The organism is Cupriavidus basilensis (assembly GCF_000876015.1).
In the GTDB taxonomy this organism is placed as follows: domain Bacteria; phylum Pseudomonadota; class Gammaproteobacteria; order Burkholderiales; family Burkholderiaceae; genus Cupriavidus; species Cupriavidus basilensis_B.
The window spans coordinates 15,884-33,459 of the sequence record NZ_BBQM01000020.1 but is presented as its reverse complement, the minus strand read 5'-3'; the positions used below and the strand labels follow the sequence as shown (position 1 = coordinate 33,459).

Here is a 17,576-nt window from a genome sequence, read left to right as displayed (position 1 = left end):
CTTTGCCTGCGCGCGCGGCCGCGCGGCCGCGCGGCCGTCAGGCCAGCGCCAGCCGCCCGCCGTGCACCGGCAGGCGGAAGGAGGCCACCGACGTCTTGAGCGTGGCCGCCTGATCTTCCAGCGCCTGCGCGGCGGAGGCCGCTTCCTCGACCAGCGCGGCGTTCTGCTGCGTAACCTGGTCCATCTGGTTCACCGCCTGGCCGACCTGGTCGATGCCCGCGCTCTGCTCATGCGAGGCGGCGGCGATCTCGCCCATCGTGTCCGTGACCCGGCGCACCGCCTGCACCACCTCGCCCATCGTCGCGCCGGCATGCTCGGCATGGCGCGCGCCCGCTTCGACGCGCTGCACCGTGTCGGCGATCAGCTGCACGATCTCCTTGGCGGCGGTCGCGGTGCGCTGGGCCAGGCTGCGGACCTCGCCGGCCACCACGGCGAAGCCGCGGCCCTGCTCGCCCGCGCGCGCGGCCTCGACCGCCGCGTTCAGCGCCAGGATGTTGGTCTGGAAGGCGATGCCTTCGATGGTGCTGGTGATCTCGCCGATCTTCTTGGAGGCGACGTCGATCTCGCCCATCGTGTCGACCACGCGCTTGACGGCCTCGCCGCCGCGCGCGGCGGTGTCCGACGCCTGCACGGCGAGCGAATTGGCCTGCACCGCGTTGTCCGCGTTCTGCTTGACGATGGAGGTCAGCTCTTCCATGCTGGCGGCGGTCTGCTCCAGCGCGCTGGCCTGCTCCTCGGTGCGCTGCGACAGGTCGACGTTGCCGGCCGCGATCTGGTGCGTGGCGGTGGCGATCGCCTCGCTGCCGCTGCGCACGGCGTGGATGGTGTTGATCAGGCCTTGCTGCATCTCCTGCAGCCCGCGCGTGAGCGCGCCCATTTCGTTCTCGCTCGTCACCTCGATGGCATCGGTCAGGTTGCCGCGCGAGATCTCGGCGAAGTTGCCGAGCATGCGGTTGAGCGGCACCGAGATGGCGCGATGCAGCCCGATGGCGCAGCCCAGCGCGGCAAGGATGCCCACGCCGATGGCCACCGAGACCAGCCAGAGGAATTCCTGCGAGCGCACCGACGCCGCCTCGTGCAGCGCCGCGGCCTGCTGGCTCTGGCTGTGCTCGAGTTCTTCCATCGCCGCCAGCAGCGCGGCGCTGCGCGGCGGCAGCGTATCCATGACGATCTTGTCGGCGGCCGCGGTGTCGTGGGCGCGCAATGCCGCCACCAGGGGCTCGATGCCCTCCTTGAAGTACGCCGTGCGCATGCCGTCGATCTTGACCGCCAGCTGCTGCTCCTCGGGCGTCTTGGGCAGCGCCTGGTAGGCCTTCCAGGCATCGTCGGAGCGGGTCTTGTAGCCCAGCGACTTGTCTACCGTGGCGGCCACGTCGGGGGCGTCGGGATGGAACATGACGCGGTCCAGCCCGACCCGGATCACGGTCAGGTGCTGCTGCGCCTTGGCGACGAAGCCCATCGAGGCAAGCTGGTTCGAGTAGATCTCCTGGAGGTCGGCGCTGGCGGTACGCATGCCAAGCACGCCGATGACGCCGATGACGGTAAGCAGGATGGCCAGCACGGACAAGGCCAGGTTCAGGCGGAAGCGGATGGAGAGTTTATTCAGCATGGGAGGAAGGTTGACCAGCAGTGACACGACAATGACACTGGTTACGGCAGGATGCCGGGGGACTTTAGCTTCCGCCGCGTTATCGCCATTGCAGTGCACCGCCACGTGCCTCCGCCTGCCCGCCGCGCCGCCGGAAACAGAAAAAACGCGGACACGGCGCGCGATGCCGCCGCGCGCCGTGTCCGCGTTTTGGCGCCGGCGCGGCGCCGGCCTCACGCCACCAGTGCCGCGGCGCGCTCCGGCAGGCGCGCATCCGCGTCCATGCCGGCGACAGACTCGCCAGCGCCGGTGAGCACGCCGAACAGGTCCTTCGGATCGTCCTGCGCCGGCACCAGCGCCAGCGGCACGCCGAGGCCGAGCGCCTCGGCGCTGTCGCGCAGGTAGCGCAGCGCGGAGAAATCCTCCAGCGCGAAGCCCACCGAGTCGAACACCGTGATCTGCGCCTCGCCGGCGCGGCCCGGCACGCGGCCGGCCAGCACGTTCCACAGCTCGGTCACGGGGAAGTCCGCCGGCATCTGCTGGGTGTCGCCCTCGATGCGGCTTTGCGGCTCGTATTCGACGAACACGCTGGCGCGCAGCAGCACCTCGGGATGCAGCTCGGTCTTGCCCGGGCAGTCGCCGCCCACGGCGTTGAGGTGCATGCCCGGCGCCAGCATGTCGGGCGTGATGATGGTGGCGTAGGCCTTGTCGGCGGTGACGGTGGTGACGATGTCGGCGCCGCGCACCGCGTCAGCGGTGCTGGCGCAGACCTGCACGTCCAGCCCGCGCACCGGCCGCAGGTTGCGCACCAGCTTGCTGGTGGCGGCGGGGTCGGTGTCGTAGACGCGCAGCTCGCGGATGCCCAGCAGGTGGTGAAAGGCCAGCGCCTGGAATTCGCTCTGCGCGCCGTTGCCGATCAGCGCCATGACGGCGGCATCCTTGCGCGCCAGGCGCCGCGCGGCGACCACCGAGGTGGCGGCCGTGCGCAGCGCGGTGGTCAGCGTCAGCTCGCTCAGCAGCAGCGGCTCGCCGGTGGCGACCGCGGCCAGCGTGCCGAACGCCATCACCGTGGGCAAGCCGTCGGCGGTGTTGGCCGGATGGCCGTTGACGTACTTGAAGCTGTACAGATCCGCGTCGGCGATCGGCATCAGCTCGATCACGCCGCGCGGCGAATGGCTGGCCACGCGGGCGCTCTTGTCGAAGTCGTTCCAGCGCAGGAAATCTTCCTCGATGTAGCGGGCCATCTGCTCGAGCACCTGCGGCAGGCCGCGGATCGCCACGATGCGGGAAACGTCGGTGGGGGAAAGAAAACGCGTCATGTCTGTGCTCCGTTGGATGAATGGGACAGCAGACATTGTTGCCGCGCCGCCTGTCAGCCAGAAGCCCATTTTCCGCGAGAAAAACGCGGCTTTCTGCCGCTTTGCCAGCCCGCGCTGACACTCCACGCAATCTCCGCCCGGCCGGTCCGCGCAGCCGGTCCGCTCAGCAGGTCTTGTAGGTCTGCAGGTGGATGCTGGTCTCGGTGTCGCGGATGCCGCCGATCAGCCGCACGCGCTCGAGCACGCCGGCCAGGTCGGTCAGCGTGGAGGCGCGCAGCTCGGCCAGCAGGTCCCAGCGGCCGTTGGTGTCGTGCAGCGATGCCACGCCGGGCTCGCCCAGCAGGATGGCGATGACCTCGCGCGTGCGGTTGCCCTCCACCGCGATCGACATCCACGCGGCGATGTCGTGCGGGTCCACGTCCGGGCGCAGCTGCACGGTGTAGCCGGCGATGATCCCGTCTTTCTCCAGCCGCGCGATGCGGTTGCTGACCGTGCCGCGCGACACGCCCAGGCGGTGCGCCAGCACGGCCACGCTGGCGCGCGCGTCGGCGCGCAGCATGGCCAGCAGGCGCTGGTCGGTCTCGTCGATGGCCATGCCTCAGCTCCCTCGCGCCGCGTCCAGCAGCGGGCTGCGCCGGCGCGCCAGGCCGCTGGCCAGGTCGTAGGCGTGGCCCAGCTCCAGCACGGCGCGGTCGGCCTGCGCGGGGCCGATGATCTGCAGGCCCATCGGCAGCCCGTCGGCGCTGAAGCCGGCCGGCACGTTGAGCGCCGGCAGCCCGGCCATCGTGGCGGGCACCACCACTTCCATCCAGCGGTGGTAGGTGTCCATCTCGCGCCCGCCCACGCTGCGCGGCCAGTCGAGCCCGGCGGCGAACGGGAACGTCTGCGCGGTGGGCAGCACCAGGTAGTCGAAGCGCGCGAACAGCCGCAGCACCGCCTGGTACCACGACGAGCGCTCCACCGAGGCGCGCTGCACGTCGCGCGCCGACAGCTTCAGGCCCTGCTCGATCTCCCATATCGCCTCGGGCTTGAGCAGCGCGCGCTCGGCCGGGTTCTCGTAGTGGCCGGCGTAGTTGCTGGCCACCGAGGCGCTGCGCAGCGTGTTCCACGCGCGCCACAGCGTCTCGGGCGGAAAGTCGGGCGTGGCGGCCTCGACCGTGCAGCCAAGCTCGCGGAAATGCCCGAGCGCCGCCTCGCACAGCGGCAGCACGCCGGGCTCCATCGCCAGGTAGCCGCCCAGGTCGCCCAGCCAGCCGACGCGCGCGCCCTTGAAGCCGCGCTCCAGCGGGCTGGCGAAGACGCCGGCCGGCTCGCGGCTGGAGAGCGGCACGCGCGCGTCCCAGCCGGCCTGCACCGAGAGCAGCATGGCGATGTCGGCCACGCTGCGCGCCATCGGCCCCCAGGTGCTGAACTGGGCGAAGAACACGTCGTCGGCGGGCCAGTTGGGCACGCGCCCGAACGAGGGGCGGAAGCCGAAGATGTTGTTGTAGCCCGCCGGGTTGCGCAGCGAGCCCATCATGTCGCTGCCGTCGGCCACCGGCAGCATGCGCAGCGCCACCGCCACCGCCGCGCCGCCGCTGCTGCCGCCGGCGCTGCGCGCCGGATCGAAGGCGTTGCGCGTCACGCCGAACACCTGGTTGTAGGTGTGCGAGCCGAGGCCGAATTCCGGCGAGTTGCTGCGCCCCACGAAGATGGCGCCGGCGCGCCGCATGCGCTCCACCGACAGCCCGTCCACGGTGGTGACGCGCTCGCGGTGGATGGGCGAGCCGCGCGTCGTCACCATGCCGGCGACCGGCGTGAGGTCCTTGGGCGCCTGCGGGAAGCCGTGCATCCAGCCGTGGCCCTCGCCGCGCGCGAGCGCGGCATCGGCCTCGCGCGCCTGCTGCAGCACCAGCTCCGGCGGCTGCAGCGACACCAGGGCGTTGGCCCCGGGGTTGAAGCGCTCGATCTGCGCCAGGAAGGCCTGCATGACTTCCAGGCAGGATACCTCGCGCCGGTGGATGGCCCGCGACAGGGCGATGCCCTCGAGTTCGACGATGGCGGATGCGGCGGTGGATGACAGACTCATGATGGTGTCCCGTGGCTAAGGTGCGGGGGAAAGCGCGGCGCGGCCGGCGGCCGCTGGTTTATTCGAGGCGGATGTTGGCGGCCTTGATGATGCGCGCATTATCGGCCGATTCCGCGGCGATGCCCTGCGCGAACGCGGCCGGCGTGCCGCCGGTCGGCACGTTGCCCATTTCAAGCAGCAGCTTGCGCACGTCCGGCTGCGCGAGGATCTTGTTGATCTCGGCGTTGAGCCGCTCGATCACCGGCGCCGGCGTGCGGGCCGGCGCGAACGCGCCCAGCGTGGACGACCGGTTGGCCTGCGGGAAGCCGAGTTCGGCGAGCGTCGGCACGTCGGGCAGCGACGCCATGCGCGCCGCGGCGCCGATGGCCAGCGGCCGCAGCTTGCCGCTGCGGATCTGCTGCAGCAGCGTCTGGCTGGCATTGATCGACACCATTTCGAGCTGGCCGCCCATCGCGTCGTTGAACTGCTGGCCCGAGCCGCGATAGGGAATGTGCGTGATGTCCACGTGGGCCGCGAGCTTGATCTGCTCGAGCATGATCTGGCCCAGCGAGCCCTGGCCCGAGGTGGACCAGCGGATCGCGCCGGGGCGCGAGCGGGCATCGGCCAGCACCGCGCGGAAATCGCGCGCCGGCATGATCGGCGTGGCCATCATCACCACCGGCGAATACGCGATGCTGACCACCGGCGCGATGTCGCGGGCGGGGTCGAACGGCATCTTGTTCAGGTGCGGCGTCAGGGTCAGCGTGCTGACCGTGGAGATGCCGAAGGTGTAGCCGTCCGGCGCGGCCTTGGCCACCGCGTCCATGCCGATCAGGCCCGCCGCGCCGGCGCGGTTGTCGACCACGATGGAGGTGCCGAGCTGCGCGCCGAGGCGGTCGCTCACCAGGCGCGCGACGGCATCCGTCACGCCGCCCGCCGGATAGGCGACGATCAGGCGGATCGGCTTGGAGGACGGCCACGCCGGTTGCGCCGCCGCGGTGAGCGGCAGGCATGCGCAAAGGCACAGCGAGGCAAGGCCGGCGAGGGCCGCGAGCGTGGCGCGGCGGGAATCAGAAGGCATGATGGATCGGACGGTAAGTGATGGTGAGGAAGAAGGACGAAGGGATCAGGCGCTCAGCAGGTAGCCGGAGCGGGCCGGCGCGTTGCCGGCCACGCGGGCCAGCGGATCGCCGTGCCGCGCGAAGCGGATGTCGCGGCCCATGAAGAACACGCCCGCCGTGCTCGTGGCGACCGGCGTGCGGCTGCCGCTGACCGGGTCGACGATGTCGAACAGGACCTGGCCCGCCTGCACCGCCGCGCCAGGCTCGGCGCGGAACACCACGATGCCGCTGACCGGCGCGGCGACGTATTCGCTGCCGGCCAGCGGCGTGGCCGGATGCGGCAGCGGCGGCAGCGGCGGCGCCGTGCCCGCGATCGCGCCGGCATGCGTCAGGTAGTTCAGGATCGCGGCGGCGTCCTGCTCCGCCAGTTGCCACGACACGTCGCGCTGGCCGCGGTGCTCCACCGTGGTGGCCAGGCTGCCGTGCGGGATCGGGAAGCGCGCGCCGAAGCGCTGCTGCAGCTGGTACCAGGTATAGCTGAAGGCTTCGTCGAAGGACTGGCCGCCGGCGTCCAGCGCCAGCAGGCTGGCTTTCGCGCCGAGGTAGCGGGCGAGCGGCTCCACTTCCGCCCAGATCGCCTCGCCGGTGTAGATGTGCATCGGCGACTCGCGCGAGCAGTGCAGGTCCAGCACCACGTCGGCATCGTGCGCCAGCAGCATCAGGGTCTGCTGCAGCGAGGCCATCGGATTGGCCGGCACGCTGGCGCGCAGGGCGTCGGCCATCGCGCGGCGGATCACCTGCACGTTGTGCGCGCCGTCGCTGCCCAGGCTGCCCTCCACCGCCGCCGCGATCGGCTCGTACAGCATCGGGAAGCCGCGGTTGAAGTTCTGCCCGCTGCCCAGGTCGAAGCGGCCGACCGGGCTGCCGAGCACGGTCTGCGCCAGGCCGGCGGGATTGGCCACCGGCACCAGCGTCACGGCCGCGCGCAGCGCGCCCGCCGCCTCCAGCTCCCGCAGCCGGTCCATCAGCACCACGGCCACGAGCATGCCGGGGATCTCGTCGGCGTGCAGCGCGGCCTGGATGTAGATCTTCTTCGGCGCGTCGGCGGGGCCGAAGCGGTGGCTGGTCAGATGGCAGGACATGCCGGGCGTGGCCGGCAGCAGCGGATGGGTGGTGGTTTGCATGGCGGCAGTGAAACGGACGACGAAGGGCGGACAGCGCGCGCTGTCCGCCGGGGATGGGGGCGGTGAACCGGAGCAGGCAGGGCCGGCGCGGCGGCCGCGGCGTTGGCCGGAGTCAATCCGGCTGGACTGCGCGGACCGGACTACGCGGACTCGACTACTCAGGCCCGGTTATTCGGGCCCGGTTATTCGGGCTCGGTTACTCGGGCTCGATGCCGGCGCGCTTGACCAGCGCCTGCACGCGCGGAATCTCCTTCCTGAGGCGGGCATCGAAGTCGGCCACGCTGCCGGTGAGCGCCTCGGTGCCGATGTCGGCCAGCTTCTTCCTGACCTCGGGCTCGCTCATCACCTTGTTGATGGCAGCATTGAACTTCGCGACGATGTAGGCCGGCGTGTGCGGCGGCGCCACGATGCCGTTCCACGAGGTCGACTCGAAGCCCGGATAACCCTGCTCCGCCACGGTGGGCACGTCGGGCAGCGCCGGCAGGCGCTTCGCGCTCGTCACCGCCAGCGCGCGCAGCTTGCCCTGCCGGATCAGCGACAGCGTGGGGCCGACCGCGTCGAAGTACGTCATCAGCTCGCCGCCGAGCAGCGCCGGCACGGCCTGGTTGGCGCCCTTGTAGGGCACGTGCAGCATGTCGATGTGGGCCGCGCCCTTGAGCATCTCGCCCGACAGGTGCGCCAGCGAGCCGATGCCGTAGGAGCCGAAGGTGACTTCGCCCGGATGCGCCTTGGCGTAGCTGACCATCTGCGGCAGCGTCCTGAACGGCGCGCTCATGCTCGCCACCAGCACGTTGGGCGTGGCCGACAGCAGGCCGATGCGGGTGAAGGCATCCGGATCGTAGGCCAGCTTCTTCTGCGTGAAGCGGTTGGTGATCAGCGGCGCGAAGCCGCTCATCATCACCGAGTAGCCGTCGGGCGCCGACTGCAGCACGTTGATGCTGGCAATGGCGGCGGAGGCGCCCGGCTTGTTGTCGATGATGATCGACTGGCCGAGCTCCCGCTGGAACGCCGGCGCCAGCATGCGCGCGATGCCGTCGGCCGCGCCGCCCGGCGGGAACGGCACCACCAGGCGGATCGGCTGGGTGGGCCACGCCTTTTCCTTTTCCCCCTGCGCCATCACGGCCGTGGAGGAGAACAACAGACAAGCGCATAGCGCGGAAAGCAACGATTTCATGAGCGAACGTGCGAGTTGAGGAAAAGGGTGGCGTGGCTGCTTTCCGGTGGGCAGTCGGGCGCGCTCAGAGCCCGATGGCGCAGCCGTCCTTGCGGTGGTCCGACGCGCCGGTGAGCACGCCCTGCTCCCAGTCGATGCGGATCACCTGCGCCCCGCCGATCGGGCGGGTGCGCGGCGCGATCTCGAAGCCGCGGCGGCGCAGTTCGGCGACCACCTCGGCCGGCACGGTGCGCTCGATCTCGACCGCGTTGCTGCCCGGCGTGGGAAAGACCCGCGGCAGCGACACCGCGTCCTGCAGGTCCATGCCGTAGTCCAGCACCTTGGAGACCAGATGCGCGTGGCCCATCGCCTGGTAGTGTCCGCCCATCACGCCGAAGCTGAGCGCGGCGCGGCCGTCCTTGGTCGCCATGCCGGGGATGATGGTGTGCATGGGCCGCTTGCGCGGCGCGATGGCGTTGGGATGGCCGTCCAGCAGCGAGAAGCTCTGGGCGCGGTTGTGCAGCAGGATGCCGGTGGTCGGCGTCATGATGCCGCTGCCGAAGCCGTAGAAAATCGAATTGATGAAGCTGGCGCAGTTGCGGTCCTTGTCGACCACGCTGATGTAGACCGTGTCCAGGTGCTCGGGCATGCCGATCACCGGCGGCACGTCGCTGGCGCGCGCCAGGTCGATCTTCGCGCGCAGCGCGTCGGCGAACGCCGGCGACAGCAGCCGCTCCACGTCGACCGCGGTGAAGTCGGGGTCGCACAGCACCTCGTCGCGCGCCGCGTAGGCCAGGCGCGTGGCCTCGATCTCGCGGTGCAGGCGGTCGGCCGAGAGCGGGTCGCCGTCGGCGGGGAAGCCGGCCAGGATGTTCAGGATCAGCAGCGCGATCACGCCCTGCCCGTTGGGCGGGCATTCGTGGATGTCGTAGCCGCGGAACTGCGTCTTGATCGGCGTGACGTAGCTGCCGCGGTATTCGGCGAAGTCCGCCTCGGTATGGAAGCCGCCCAGCGATTGCAGGTACCGCACCATCTCCTCGGCGACCGGGCCGGCGTAGAAACCGTCGCGGCCCTTCTGCCCGATCAGCCGCAGCGTGGCGGCCAGTTCCGGCTGGCGGTGCACGCTGCCCGGCAGCGGCGCGCTGCCGCCCGGCAGCATCACGCGCGCGGCGTGCTCGTTGCGCTTGAGCAGCGGCTCGGCCAGGGTCCAGTCGCGCGACACGCGCGGGGTGATCGCGTAGCCCTCTTCCGCGTGGCGGATGGCCGGGCGCAGCACCTCGGCCAGCGGCAGGCTGCCGTGGTCGCGGATCAAGCGGTCCCAGGCGTCGATGGCGCCCGGCACGGTGATGCCGTGCGGGGTGGGACGCAGCAGCGAGGTCACGCCGCGCTCGCGCAGCGCCGCGGGGCTGATGCCCGAGGGCGCCCAGCCGCTGCCGTTGTAGGCCACCACGTCCGCGCCGCCGTTCCTGGCGTAGAGCGCGAAGCAGTCGCCGCCGATGCCGGTGGAGCCCGGCTCGACCACGCATTGCACCGCGCAGGCGGCCACCGCCGCGTCCATGGCGTTGCCGCCGGCGTCCAGCACCTGCGCCGCCGCCAGGGTGGCGGCCGGATGCGAGGTCGCCACCATGCCGTTGCGGGCCATGACGGACGAGCGCCCAGGGCTTTCGAAGTCGCGCATTCTCATTTGGATTTTTGGTAGAACGTCTTGGGAAAGGAGTTTTTCGAGGGGGCCGGTCACGCACGCAGCACTGAATCAAATATCCAATGTGCAGGCACCGCCGGCCTTCTTGGCCAGATACCTGGGTAGATATTGTGGATCTATGCGGTTCTGTCTTGCTGTTTTCACAAATTGGATCTAATATACAATGACGTTGTGCAAAAAACAAGCCGCAGCCGCGCCACAAAATCAGAGACAATGCCGAGCACGTCATGACTAGCCACTTTTCCCGTATGTCCGCGCCTTCTTCCTCCCCTTCCTCATCCACGGCCGACGGCCCTGGCGGCGCCCGCCTGGTGCGCGCCACCGCGGTGGAAATGGTGGCGGCCGACCTGCGCCAGCGCATCCTCTCGGGCAAGCTCGCGCCGGGCTCGGCGCTGCGCCAGGAAGCGCTCGCGGAAGAACTGGGCGTGAGCCGCATCCCGCTGCGCGAGGCGATCCGCCTGCTCAGCTCCGAAGGCCTGGTGAATCTGCAGCCGCACCGCGGCGCCTACGTGGCGCAGTTGTCGGTGGACGAAGTGCAGGAGTTCTTCGAACTGCGCGTGCAGCTCGAGCCGTGGCTGCTGCGCCTGGCCGTGCCGCAGCTGCAGGCCGCGGACCTGGCGCGCGCCGAGGCGCTGGTGAATGAAATGGACAGCGCTCCCGCCGACGCCTGGAGCCGCCTCAACTGGCAGCTGCACGAAACGCTGTACCGGCCGGCCAACCGGCCGTTCGCGCTGAACATCGTGCGCACGCTGCACGAGAAGTCCGAGCGCTACCTCAACTTCCGCGTGGTCAGCGTGCCGCAGCGCCTGCAGGCGCGCCAGGAACACATGGAGCTGATCCGCCTGAGCCGCGCCGGCCAGACCGAGGCGGCGGCCACGGCAATGAAGCGGCACATCGGCAGCAGCGTCATGGAAGTCATCACGGTGGCGCGCGACCAGATCGACGACGCGAGCGGCGGCTGACGCGCCGCGCTCCCTCCGGCCCCCTCACCCCGCCGGTCCCGGTGGCGGGGTACGAGAACCGCGGCGGCTTTAGCCAAACGGACTTCCCGCGCGCGGCCGAAGGCCTGCCGCTCGCCGCGTTCGACGCCGGCTCGCTGTTCGGCGGCGCGGAGCACGGCTGCACCGACTATCCCGCCGCCGAGGGAAACGCCGCGCAGGCGTGAGGGCCGGGCACGCGCGGTTGCGGGCGACATCGGAATCGGAAGGGCCATAGCCATGCCCCGGAGAAACTACACCGTGTGCGCCGCCCCCAGAATGACGGTGTTCTGCGACGACAGCACGCCGCCGTTTCCGTGCGCGAGCGCGATCTCCGCGCCGGCCGCCTGGCGCGCGCCGCATTCGCCGCGCAGTTGCCGCACCGCCTCGATCAGCAGGAACATGCCGTACATGCCCGGATGGCAGTAGGACAGCCCGCCGCCGTTGGTATTGACCGGGAACGTGCCGCCCGGGGCAATGCGGCCGCCGCTGACGAACGCGCCGCCCTCGCCCTTGGCGCAGAAGCCGAGGTCTTCCATGAACAGGATCGTGTTGATCGTGAAGGCGTCGTACACCAGCGCCACGTCGACGTCCGCCGGGCGCAGGCCCGCCATCGCGTAGGCGATCTCGCCCGCGCGCCGCGCGCCGCTGTGCGTCAGGTCGGGCATGCTGGAGATGCTGTGATGCGTGGTGACGGTGCCGGCGCCCAGCACATACACGGGCGGGCGGCGCATGCCGCGCGCGCGCTCGGCCGACGTCACCACGATGGCGCCGCCGCCATCGGTGACGAGGCAGCAATCGCGAATGGTCAGCGGATAGCTCACCATGCGCGCGCCCAGCACCTCTTCCACCGTGAGCGGCTTCTTTTCCCAGGCCACCGGGTTCAGCAGCGCCCATTGCCGCGCGGCGACCGCCACCTCCGCCAGTTGCTCGCGCGTGGTGCCGAACTCGTGCATGTGGCGCGCGGCCGCCAGCGCATAGGCCGTCGGCGGCATGAACGGCTTGAACGGCGACTCGTACGGATTGGGCTCGGCCGCGCTGGTGTTCTTGCGGCCGAGCGAGCGCTGCGTGCTGCCGTAGGCGATGACGGCAACCTTGCAGGCGCCGGCGGCGATCGCCATTTGCGCGTGCGCCAGGTGCAGCATGAACGACGAGCCGCCGGTCGACGTGGAGTCCACGTAGGCTTCGGGCAACCCCAGGTACTCCGCCAGCGCCAGGCCGGACAGCCGGCTCTGCGACGTCGCGCAGAAAAGCCCGTCGACGTCGGACAGGGCCAGCCCGCAGTCGTCCAGCGCGCGCCGCACGGCCTGCGCCATCAGGTCGATCGGGGTGTATCCCGGGCCGACTTCGCCCAGGTCGGATTCGGCGGCGCCCACGATGGCCGCGCTGCCGCGCTTGATGAGGGAGGATGTCATGCCACGGTCACCGGATGGAAAACAGGATAGGGATCGTCGCCATTCGCGTGGACCTGGAACGATACGCGCATGCCGATCGCCACCGCGCCGGCGGGCATCTGCTCGACGCGGCTCATCAGCCGGAAGCCTTCGTCGCAGTCGATCAGCGCCACGTTGTACGGCGCGCCGTCGCGCGGGTAGACCACGGTCGTGCTGTAGACCGTGCCCAGGCCCTTGCTCACGCGCCATTGCAGGTCGGTGCTACCGGTGTACGGGCACAGCACGCGGGGATAGAACACCGCGCGGTCCGCGGCCGGGCTGAACTGGTAGGCAAGCCGGCCCTCGCGCAGGTGGCCGAGGTAGACCTCGTATGGGGATTGGGCGGCAGGGGCCATCATGCCCCCCGGGCGTAGATGACCGACACGGTTTCCGCGACCAGCGCGGGGCGCTCCATGCCCTCGATCTCCATCCGGTTGCCGAACGTCAGCCGCGCGCCGCCGTCGATGGCCTCGTACTTTTCGAGCGTGCGGTGCAGCCGGATGCGCGCGCCGCACTGCACCGGCGCGGTGAAGCGGACCTTGTTCGAACCGTAGTTGATGCCGCGCGAGCGCTGGCGGATGCGCAGGATGTTGCCGCCCATGTACGTGACCAGCGACAGCGTCAGCATGCCATGCGCGATGGTCTTGCCGCCGGGCAGTTCCCGGCGCGCCCGCTCCACGTCCACGTGGATCCAGTTCTCGTCTCCCGACACGCGGGCGAACGCATCGATGCGCTCCTGGTCCACCGTCAGCCAGTCGCTGACGCCCAGCGGCTTGCCCACATACTGCGCCATGTCCTCGGGTGTTTCTACTTCCAGCATTGCAGTCTCCTTGAAAGATCGGTCGGTGAGCGGGTCTCGCCGTTGCTCCGTTGCTCCGTTACGCCACTACGCCGCGCGCAGCGGGACGCCGGCCAGCCCGGCCAGCCGGTCGGCGATCAGCGCCTCGGCCTGCCGGATGATGCGGCCCACCAGCTCCGCGCAGGTGGGGATGTCCTCGATCAGCGCCTGCACCAGGCCCACGGTCCAGATGCCCTCCTCCACGTCGCCGTTCTCGTAGACGCCGCGGCCGCGCACGCCGGCCACCTTGGGGGCGATCTCCTGGATGGTGGCGCCGGCGCGCTCCATCGCGATGACGCTCTCGGACAGCGCGGTGCGCGCCACCCGGCTGCTGTTCTTCAGGCTGCGCAGGATCAGGCAGGTGTCGCGCTCGCTGTTGGCCACGATGGCCTGCTTGATGCGGTCGTGGATCGGCGCCTCGCGGGTGCACATGAAGCGCGTGCCCATGTTGATGCCCTCGGCGCCCAGCGCCAGCGCCGCCACCAGCCCGCGCGCATCGCCGAATCCGCCGGAGGCGATGACCGGGATGTCGAGCTGCGCCACCGCGGCCGGGATCAGGATCAGGCCCGGGATGTCTTCCTCGCCGACGTGCCCGGCGCACTCGAAGCCGTCGATGCTGACGGCATCCACCCCCATCTGCTGCGCCTTGAGCGCATGCCGCGCGGTGGTGCACTTGTGGATCACCTTGATGCCCGCCCGCTTGAACGCGGGCAGGTGCTGCGAGGGATTGTTGCCGGCGGTCTCGACGATCGTCACGCCGGCATCGATGATGGCGTCGCGATAGGCCTCGTAGGGCACCGGCTTGAGCGTCGGCAGGAAGGTCAGGTTCACGCCGAAGGGCTTGTCCGTCATGGTCCGCGTGCGCGCGATCTCGGCTGACAGCGCCTCGGGCGAGGGCTGCGTCAGCGCCGTCAGGATGCCCAGCGCGCCGGCGTTGGAGACCGCCGCCACCAGCTCCGCCCGGCCGACCCACTGCATGCCGCCCTGCACGATCGGGTGCTCGATGCCGAGCAGTTTCGTAATCGCTGTTTTCATGGTGACTCGATCAACGTTCAGTGTGGCCGGCGTCCGGCGCGTAGGGTCCGCAGTCCGGCGCCAGGGTCAGCGGGGCCGCGGTCGATTGCTGCAAGGTGGCGAAGTCGAGGCCGCGCGCCATGCGCCGCACCACCAGGCCGCGCGGCGTGACGTCGATCACGGCCAGGTCGGTGTAGATCCGGTCCACGCAGCGCGCGGCGGTCAGGGGATAGGTGCAGGCGTCCAGGATGCGCGGCTTGCCGTCCTTCGTGCAGTGCTCCATCAGCACCCACACCTGGGCAGCGCCGCAGGCGAGGTCCATCGCGCCGCCCACGCCCGGAATCTGTCCGGGCAGGCCGGTGGACCAGTTGGCGAGATCGCCGTTGGCCGCGACCTGGAACGCGCCCAGGCAGGCGATGTCGATATGTCCGCCGCGCACCATCAGGAAGGAGTCGCTGTGGCTGAACACCGACGCGCCCGGCAGCAGCGTGATGAATTCCTTGCCGGCATTGAGCACGTCCTCGTCTTCCTCGCCGGGCGCGGCCTTCGGTCCCAGCCCCAGCAGGCCCTGCTCGCTGTGGAACAGCAGTTCGCGGCCGGCGGGCACGTAGTCGGCCATCAGCGTCGGCAGGCCGATGCCGAGGTTCACGCAGCTGCCGTCGGGGATATCGCCGGCGGCCACGCGCGCCATGTCCTCGCGGCTCAGCCCTTTGCTCAGTCCTTTGCTCATTTCGCCTCCACGAGCCGGTCGATGAAGATGCCGGGCGTCACCACGTGCTCCGGGTCCAGCGCGCCCAGTTCGACGAACTCGCTCACCTGCGCCACGGCAAGCCTGGCGGCCCCCGCCATGACCGGGTTGTTGATGCGGGCGCCGCGGTGATAGACCAGGTTGCCCCAGCGGTCGCCGCGCTGCGCCTTGATCAGCGCCACGTCGCCGGTGATCGGCTCCTCCAGCACGTACAGCTCGCCGCGGATCTCGCGCGTCTCCTTGCCTCGGGCCAGTTCGGTGCCGGCGGCCGTGCGCGTGAAGAAGCCGCCGATGCCGGCCGCACCGGCGCGGATGCGCTCGGCCAGCGTGCCCTGCGGCACCAGTTCCAGCTCGATGCGGCCGGCGTGGTAGAGCTCGTCGAAGATGGTCTTTCCGGTCAGCCCGCGCGGGAACGAGCACACGATCTTGCGGATGCGGCCGGCCCGCATCAGGTCCCCCACGATGTCGGTGCCGATGGTCGCGTTGTTGGCCACGATGGTCAGGTCGCGCACCCCCAGCTCCAGCACGCCCTCCATCAGCCGGGTGGGCCGGCCCGACGTGCCGAAGCCGCCGACCAGCAGCACCGCGCCGTCGCGGATCCCCGCGATGGCGTCGGCTACGTTCTTGCAGCGCTTATCGATCATTGCTCAGTCCAGGTCGTTGCCTTTCATGTCGGCATTGCGGCGCGCGCGCGCGGCCAGGTCGCTCAGGACCGGCCCGATCTTGCCGGCATCGTCCACCGGCTCGGCCGACGGCCCGCGGTGCCAGCCTTCCAGCGCGGCCAGATGGCCGCCGCCGACCTCGAACACGCGCCCCGTCACCGCGCCGCTGTCGGCGCCGGCCAGCCACACCACCACGGGCGCGATCCAGCGCGGATGGCGCGCGGCGATCTCCTCGGGCGTGCGCTCGCGCAGGCCTTCGGTCATGCGGGTCTGGGCATGCGGGCAGATGGCATTGACGGTGACGCCATAGCGCTTGAGCTCGCGCGCGCCGATGACGGTCAGCGCCGCGACGCCGGCCTTGGCCGCGCCGTAGTTGGTCTGCCCGATGTTGCCGAACAGGCCCGACGACGACGTCGTGTTGATGATGCGGCCGTTGACCGGCTCGCCCGTGGCCTTCTGCGTGGCGCGCCAGTAGACCGCGGCATGGTGCGACGGCGCGAAGGTGCCTTTCAGGTGGACGGTCACCACGGCATCCCATTCGCCCTCTTCCATGTTGACCATGGTGCGGTCGCGCAGGATGCCGGCGTTGTTGACGAGCGCATCGAGCCGGCCGAAATGCTCGACCGCATGCGCGATCAGGCGCCGCGCGCCTTCCCAGTCGGCGATGTTGTCGCCGTTGGCCACGGCCTGGCCGCCGGCATGGACGATCTCGTCGACCACCGCCTGCGCCGCGGACATGTCCTGGCCGATGCCCTCGCGGGAACTACCGAGGTCGTTGACGACCACCCTGGCGCCATGCGCGGCCAGATGCAACGCGTATTCGCGTCCGATTCCACGGGCGGCGCCCGTCACGATCACGACGCGGTCCTGACAAACCTTGCTCATCGATGTCATCCTGAAAAAGAAGGGGAAAAATGGAAGAAACTGCTCTGCCCTGCCCGGCTCACGCGGGTGTCGCGCCGCCGCCCTCCGCGCCCGTCGCCGCCCGGCGTCGGGCCGCGCGCGCGCGCACCGCCTCGCGGTGCTCGGGCGTCTCGGTGCAGCGCACGTGGCGCCATGCCTCGGCATCCAGCACTTCGCCGAGCGTGGCGCCCAGCGCGTCATTGAGGTTGCGCTTCATGTAGCCGACCGCCGTGCGCGAATGGCTTGCGCAATGCCTGGCGATGGCCATGACCACGGCTTCGAGCTGCTCCGCGGCGACTTTCTGGTTGAGCAGGCCCAGTGCGGCGGCCTGGCCGGCGTCGAGCAGCGGCGAGCAGAGATAGAGTTCGCGGGCGCGCGCCGCGCCCACGATGCGCGGCAGGAAATAGTGGCCGCCAAAATCGCCGGGCACGCCGACGTCGATGAAGCCGGTCTTGAGCCGCGCGGTGTCGTCGCCGATGCGCATGTCGCAGGCCAGCGCGATCGACAGCCCCGCGCCGACGGCCGCGCCGCGGATCATGGCCAGCGTCAGCTTGGGCATCTCGTGCAGCAGTTCGCAGATCTCGGCGCGCCGGCGCAGCCGGTTCGCGCGGGCCTCGAACGACAGGGTCTCGGCCGCCGACGCGTCGGCCATGCGCGCCACGTCGCCGCCGGCGCAGAACGCGCCGCCGGCGCCCGTGAGCACCACGGCGCCGATCGCATCGTCCGCCGCCGCCAGGGACAACTGCTCGCGCAGGTTTTCGTACAACTGTGGGCTCAGCGCATTGCGCCGTTCGGGGCGGTTGAGCGTCAGGGTCAGTACGCCGTCCTGACGCACCGCAAGCAGGTGTGTGTCTTCCATTGCCGTGTGCCGCGCCTTGCTGCAGCGCAGCGTGTCTCCAGTCTTGTCTTGTCCGGCCAGGCGTCTCGTCGACCGCCTCGCCTCCGGG

At 70.5% G+C, this 17,576-nt stretch carries 18 protein-coding genes; 2 read left to right on the top strand and 16 right to left on the bottom strand.

Annotated features, from left to right (window positions below):
- Positions 1-37 precede the first annotated feature (37 nt).
- The 8 genes from KF708C_RS21995 to ggt all read right to left on the bottom strand — a co-directional run bounded on the left by KF708C_RS21995 (position 38) and on the right by ggt (position 10,030).
- Positions 38-1,609 (bottom strand): methyl-accepting chemotaxis protein, encoded by a 1,572-nt coding sequence (locus tag KF708C_RS21995; protein ID WP_231586556.1) that lies wholly within the window; start codon positions 1,607-1,609, stop codon positions 38-40.
- 212 nt (positions 1,610-1,821) lie between these two features.
- Positions 1,822-2,907 (bottom strand): ornithine cyclodeaminase, encoded by a 1,086-nt coding sequence (locus KF708C_RS21990; RefSeq protein WP_059413298.1) that lies wholly within the window; start codon positions 2,905-2,907, stop codon positions 1,822-1,824.
- Between the two features lie 163 nt (positions 2,908-3,070).
- Positions 3,071-3,502, bottom strand: a complete 432-nt coding sequence (locus KF708C_RS21985) for an Lrp/AsnC family transcriptional regulator (protein ID WP_020202298.1) — start codon at positions 3,500-3,502, stop codon at positions 3,071-3,073.
- Positions 3,503-3,505: 3 nt separating this feature from the next.
- Positions 3,506-4,975: an amidase gene (locus KF708C_RS21980; protein WP_059413297.1), complete on the bottom strand. Its 1,470-nt coding sequence runs from the start codon at positions 4,973-4,975 to the stop codon at positions 3,506-3,508.
- Positions 4,976-5,033: 58 nt separating this feature from the next.
- Positions 5,034-6,035 (bottom strand): Bug family tripartite tricarboxylate transporter substrate binding protein, encoded by a 1,002-nt coding sequence (locus KF708C_RS21975; protein WP_197090409.1) that lies wholly within the window; start codon positions 6,033-6,035, stop codon positions 5,034-5,036.
- A 45-nt stretch (positions 6,036-6,080) separates the two neighbouring features.
- Positions 6,081-7,199 carry a succinylglutamate desuccinylase/aspartoacylase family protein gene (locus tag KF708C_RS21970; protein ID WP_059413296.1) on the bottom strand — a complete coding sequence of 373 codons (1,119 nt, stop codon included), beginning with the start codon at positions 7,197-7,199 and terminating at the stop codon, positions 6,081-6,083.
- 196 nt (positions 7,200-7,395) lie between these two features.
- Positions 7,396-8,337, bottom strand: coding sequence for a Bug family tripartite tricarboxylate transporter substrate binding protein (locus KF708C_RS21965; RefSeq protein WP_020202293.1), 942 nt, complete (start codon positions 8,335-8,337; stop codon positions 7,396-7,398).
- 100 nt (positions 8,338-8,437) lie between these two features.
- Positions 8,438-10,030, bottom strand: a complete 1,593-nt coding sequence (gene ggt / locus KF708C_RS21960) for a gamma-glutamyltransferase (RefSeq protein ID WP_020202292.1) — start codon at positions 10,028-10,030, stop codon at positions 8,438-8,440.
- 335 nt (positions 10,031-10,365) lie between these two features.
- On the opposite strand from ggt, the gene KF708C_RS21955 reads away from it, so the two are divergent.
- On the top strand, positions 10,366-11,016 hold the full coding sequence (locus tag KF708C_RS21955) for a GntR family transcriptional regulator (protein WP_059413295.1): 651 nt from the start codon (positions 10,366-10,368) through the stop codon (positions 11,014-11,016).
- A gap of 41 nt (positions 11,017-11,057) precedes the next feature.
- Complete coding sequence (locus KF708C_RS35830) at positions 11,058-11,219, top strand: hypothetical protein (RefSeq protein WP_156173916.1); 162 nt, start codon at positions 11,058-11,060, stop codon at positions 11,217-11,219.
- 66 nt (positions 11,220-11,285) lie between these two features.
- Here KF708C_RS35830 and KF708C_RS21950 read toward each other — a convergent pair whose 3' ends face one another.
- From KF708C_RS21950 to KF708C_RS21915, 8 genes are all read right to left on the bottom strand, one after another.
- The gene (locus KF708C_RS21950) at positions 11,286-12,446 is read right to left on the bottom strand and encodes a thiolase (RefSeq protein WP_059413294.1); all 1,161 of its coding nucleotides are present in this window, start codon (positions 12,444-12,446) and stop codon (positions 11,286-11,288) included.
- Positions 12,443-12,823 (bottom strand): Zn-ribbon domain-containing OB-fold protein, encoded by a 381-nt coding sequence (locus tag KF708C_RS21945; RefSeq protein ID WP_020202288.1) that lies wholly within the window; start codon positions 12,821-12,823, stop codon positions 12,443-12,445. Before KF708C_RS21945 ends, KF708C_RS21950 begins: the two co-directional genes overlap by 4 nt.
- Positions 12,820-13,284: a MaoC family dehydratase gene (locus KF708C_RS21940; protein ID WP_059413293.1), complete on the bottom strand. Its 465-nt coding sequence runs from the start codon at positions 13,282-13,284 to the stop codon at positions 12,820-12,822. The genes KF708C_RS21945 and KF708C_RS21940 overlap by 4 nt, the downstream gene beginning before the upstream one ends.
- A 66-nt stretch (positions 13,285-13,350) precedes the next feature.
- Positions 13,351-14,337, bottom strand: a complete 987-nt coding sequence (locus KF708C_RS21935; RefSeq protein ID WP_059413292.1) for an NAD(P)H-dependent flavin oxidoreductase — start codon at positions 14,335-14,337, stop codon at positions 13,351-13,353.
- A 10-nt stretch (positions 14,338-14,347) separates the two neighbouring features.
- On the bottom strand, positions 14,348-15,046 hold the full coding sequence (locus tag KF708C_RS21930) for a 3-oxoacid CoA-transferase subunit B (protein ID WP_020202285.1): 699 nt from the start codon (positions 15,044-15,046) through the stop codon (positions 14,348-14,350).
- Complete coding sequence (locus KF708C_RS21925) at positions 15,043-15,708, bottom strand: 3-oxoacid CoA-transferase subunit A (RefSeq protein ID WP_059413291.1); 666 nt, start codon at positions 15,706-15,708, stop codon at positions 15,043-15,045. The genes KF708C_RS21930 and KF708C_RS21925 overlap by 4 nt, the downstream gene beginning before the upstream one ends.
- 3 nt (positions 15,709-15,711) lie before the next feature.
- Positions 15,712-16,611, bottom strand: coding sequence for an SDR family oxidoreductase (locus KF708C_RS21920; RefSeq protein WP_059413290.1), 900 nt, complete (start codon positions 16,609-16,611; stop codon positions 15,712-15,714).
- Between the two features lie 58 nt (positions 16,612-16,669).
- Entirely contained in the window at positions 16,670-17,488 is an 819-nt protein-coding gene (locus tag KF708C_RS21915) for an enoyl-CoA hydratase-related protein (protein ID WP_059413289.1), read from the bottom strand.
- Positions 17,489-17,576: the final 88 nt, after the last annotated feature.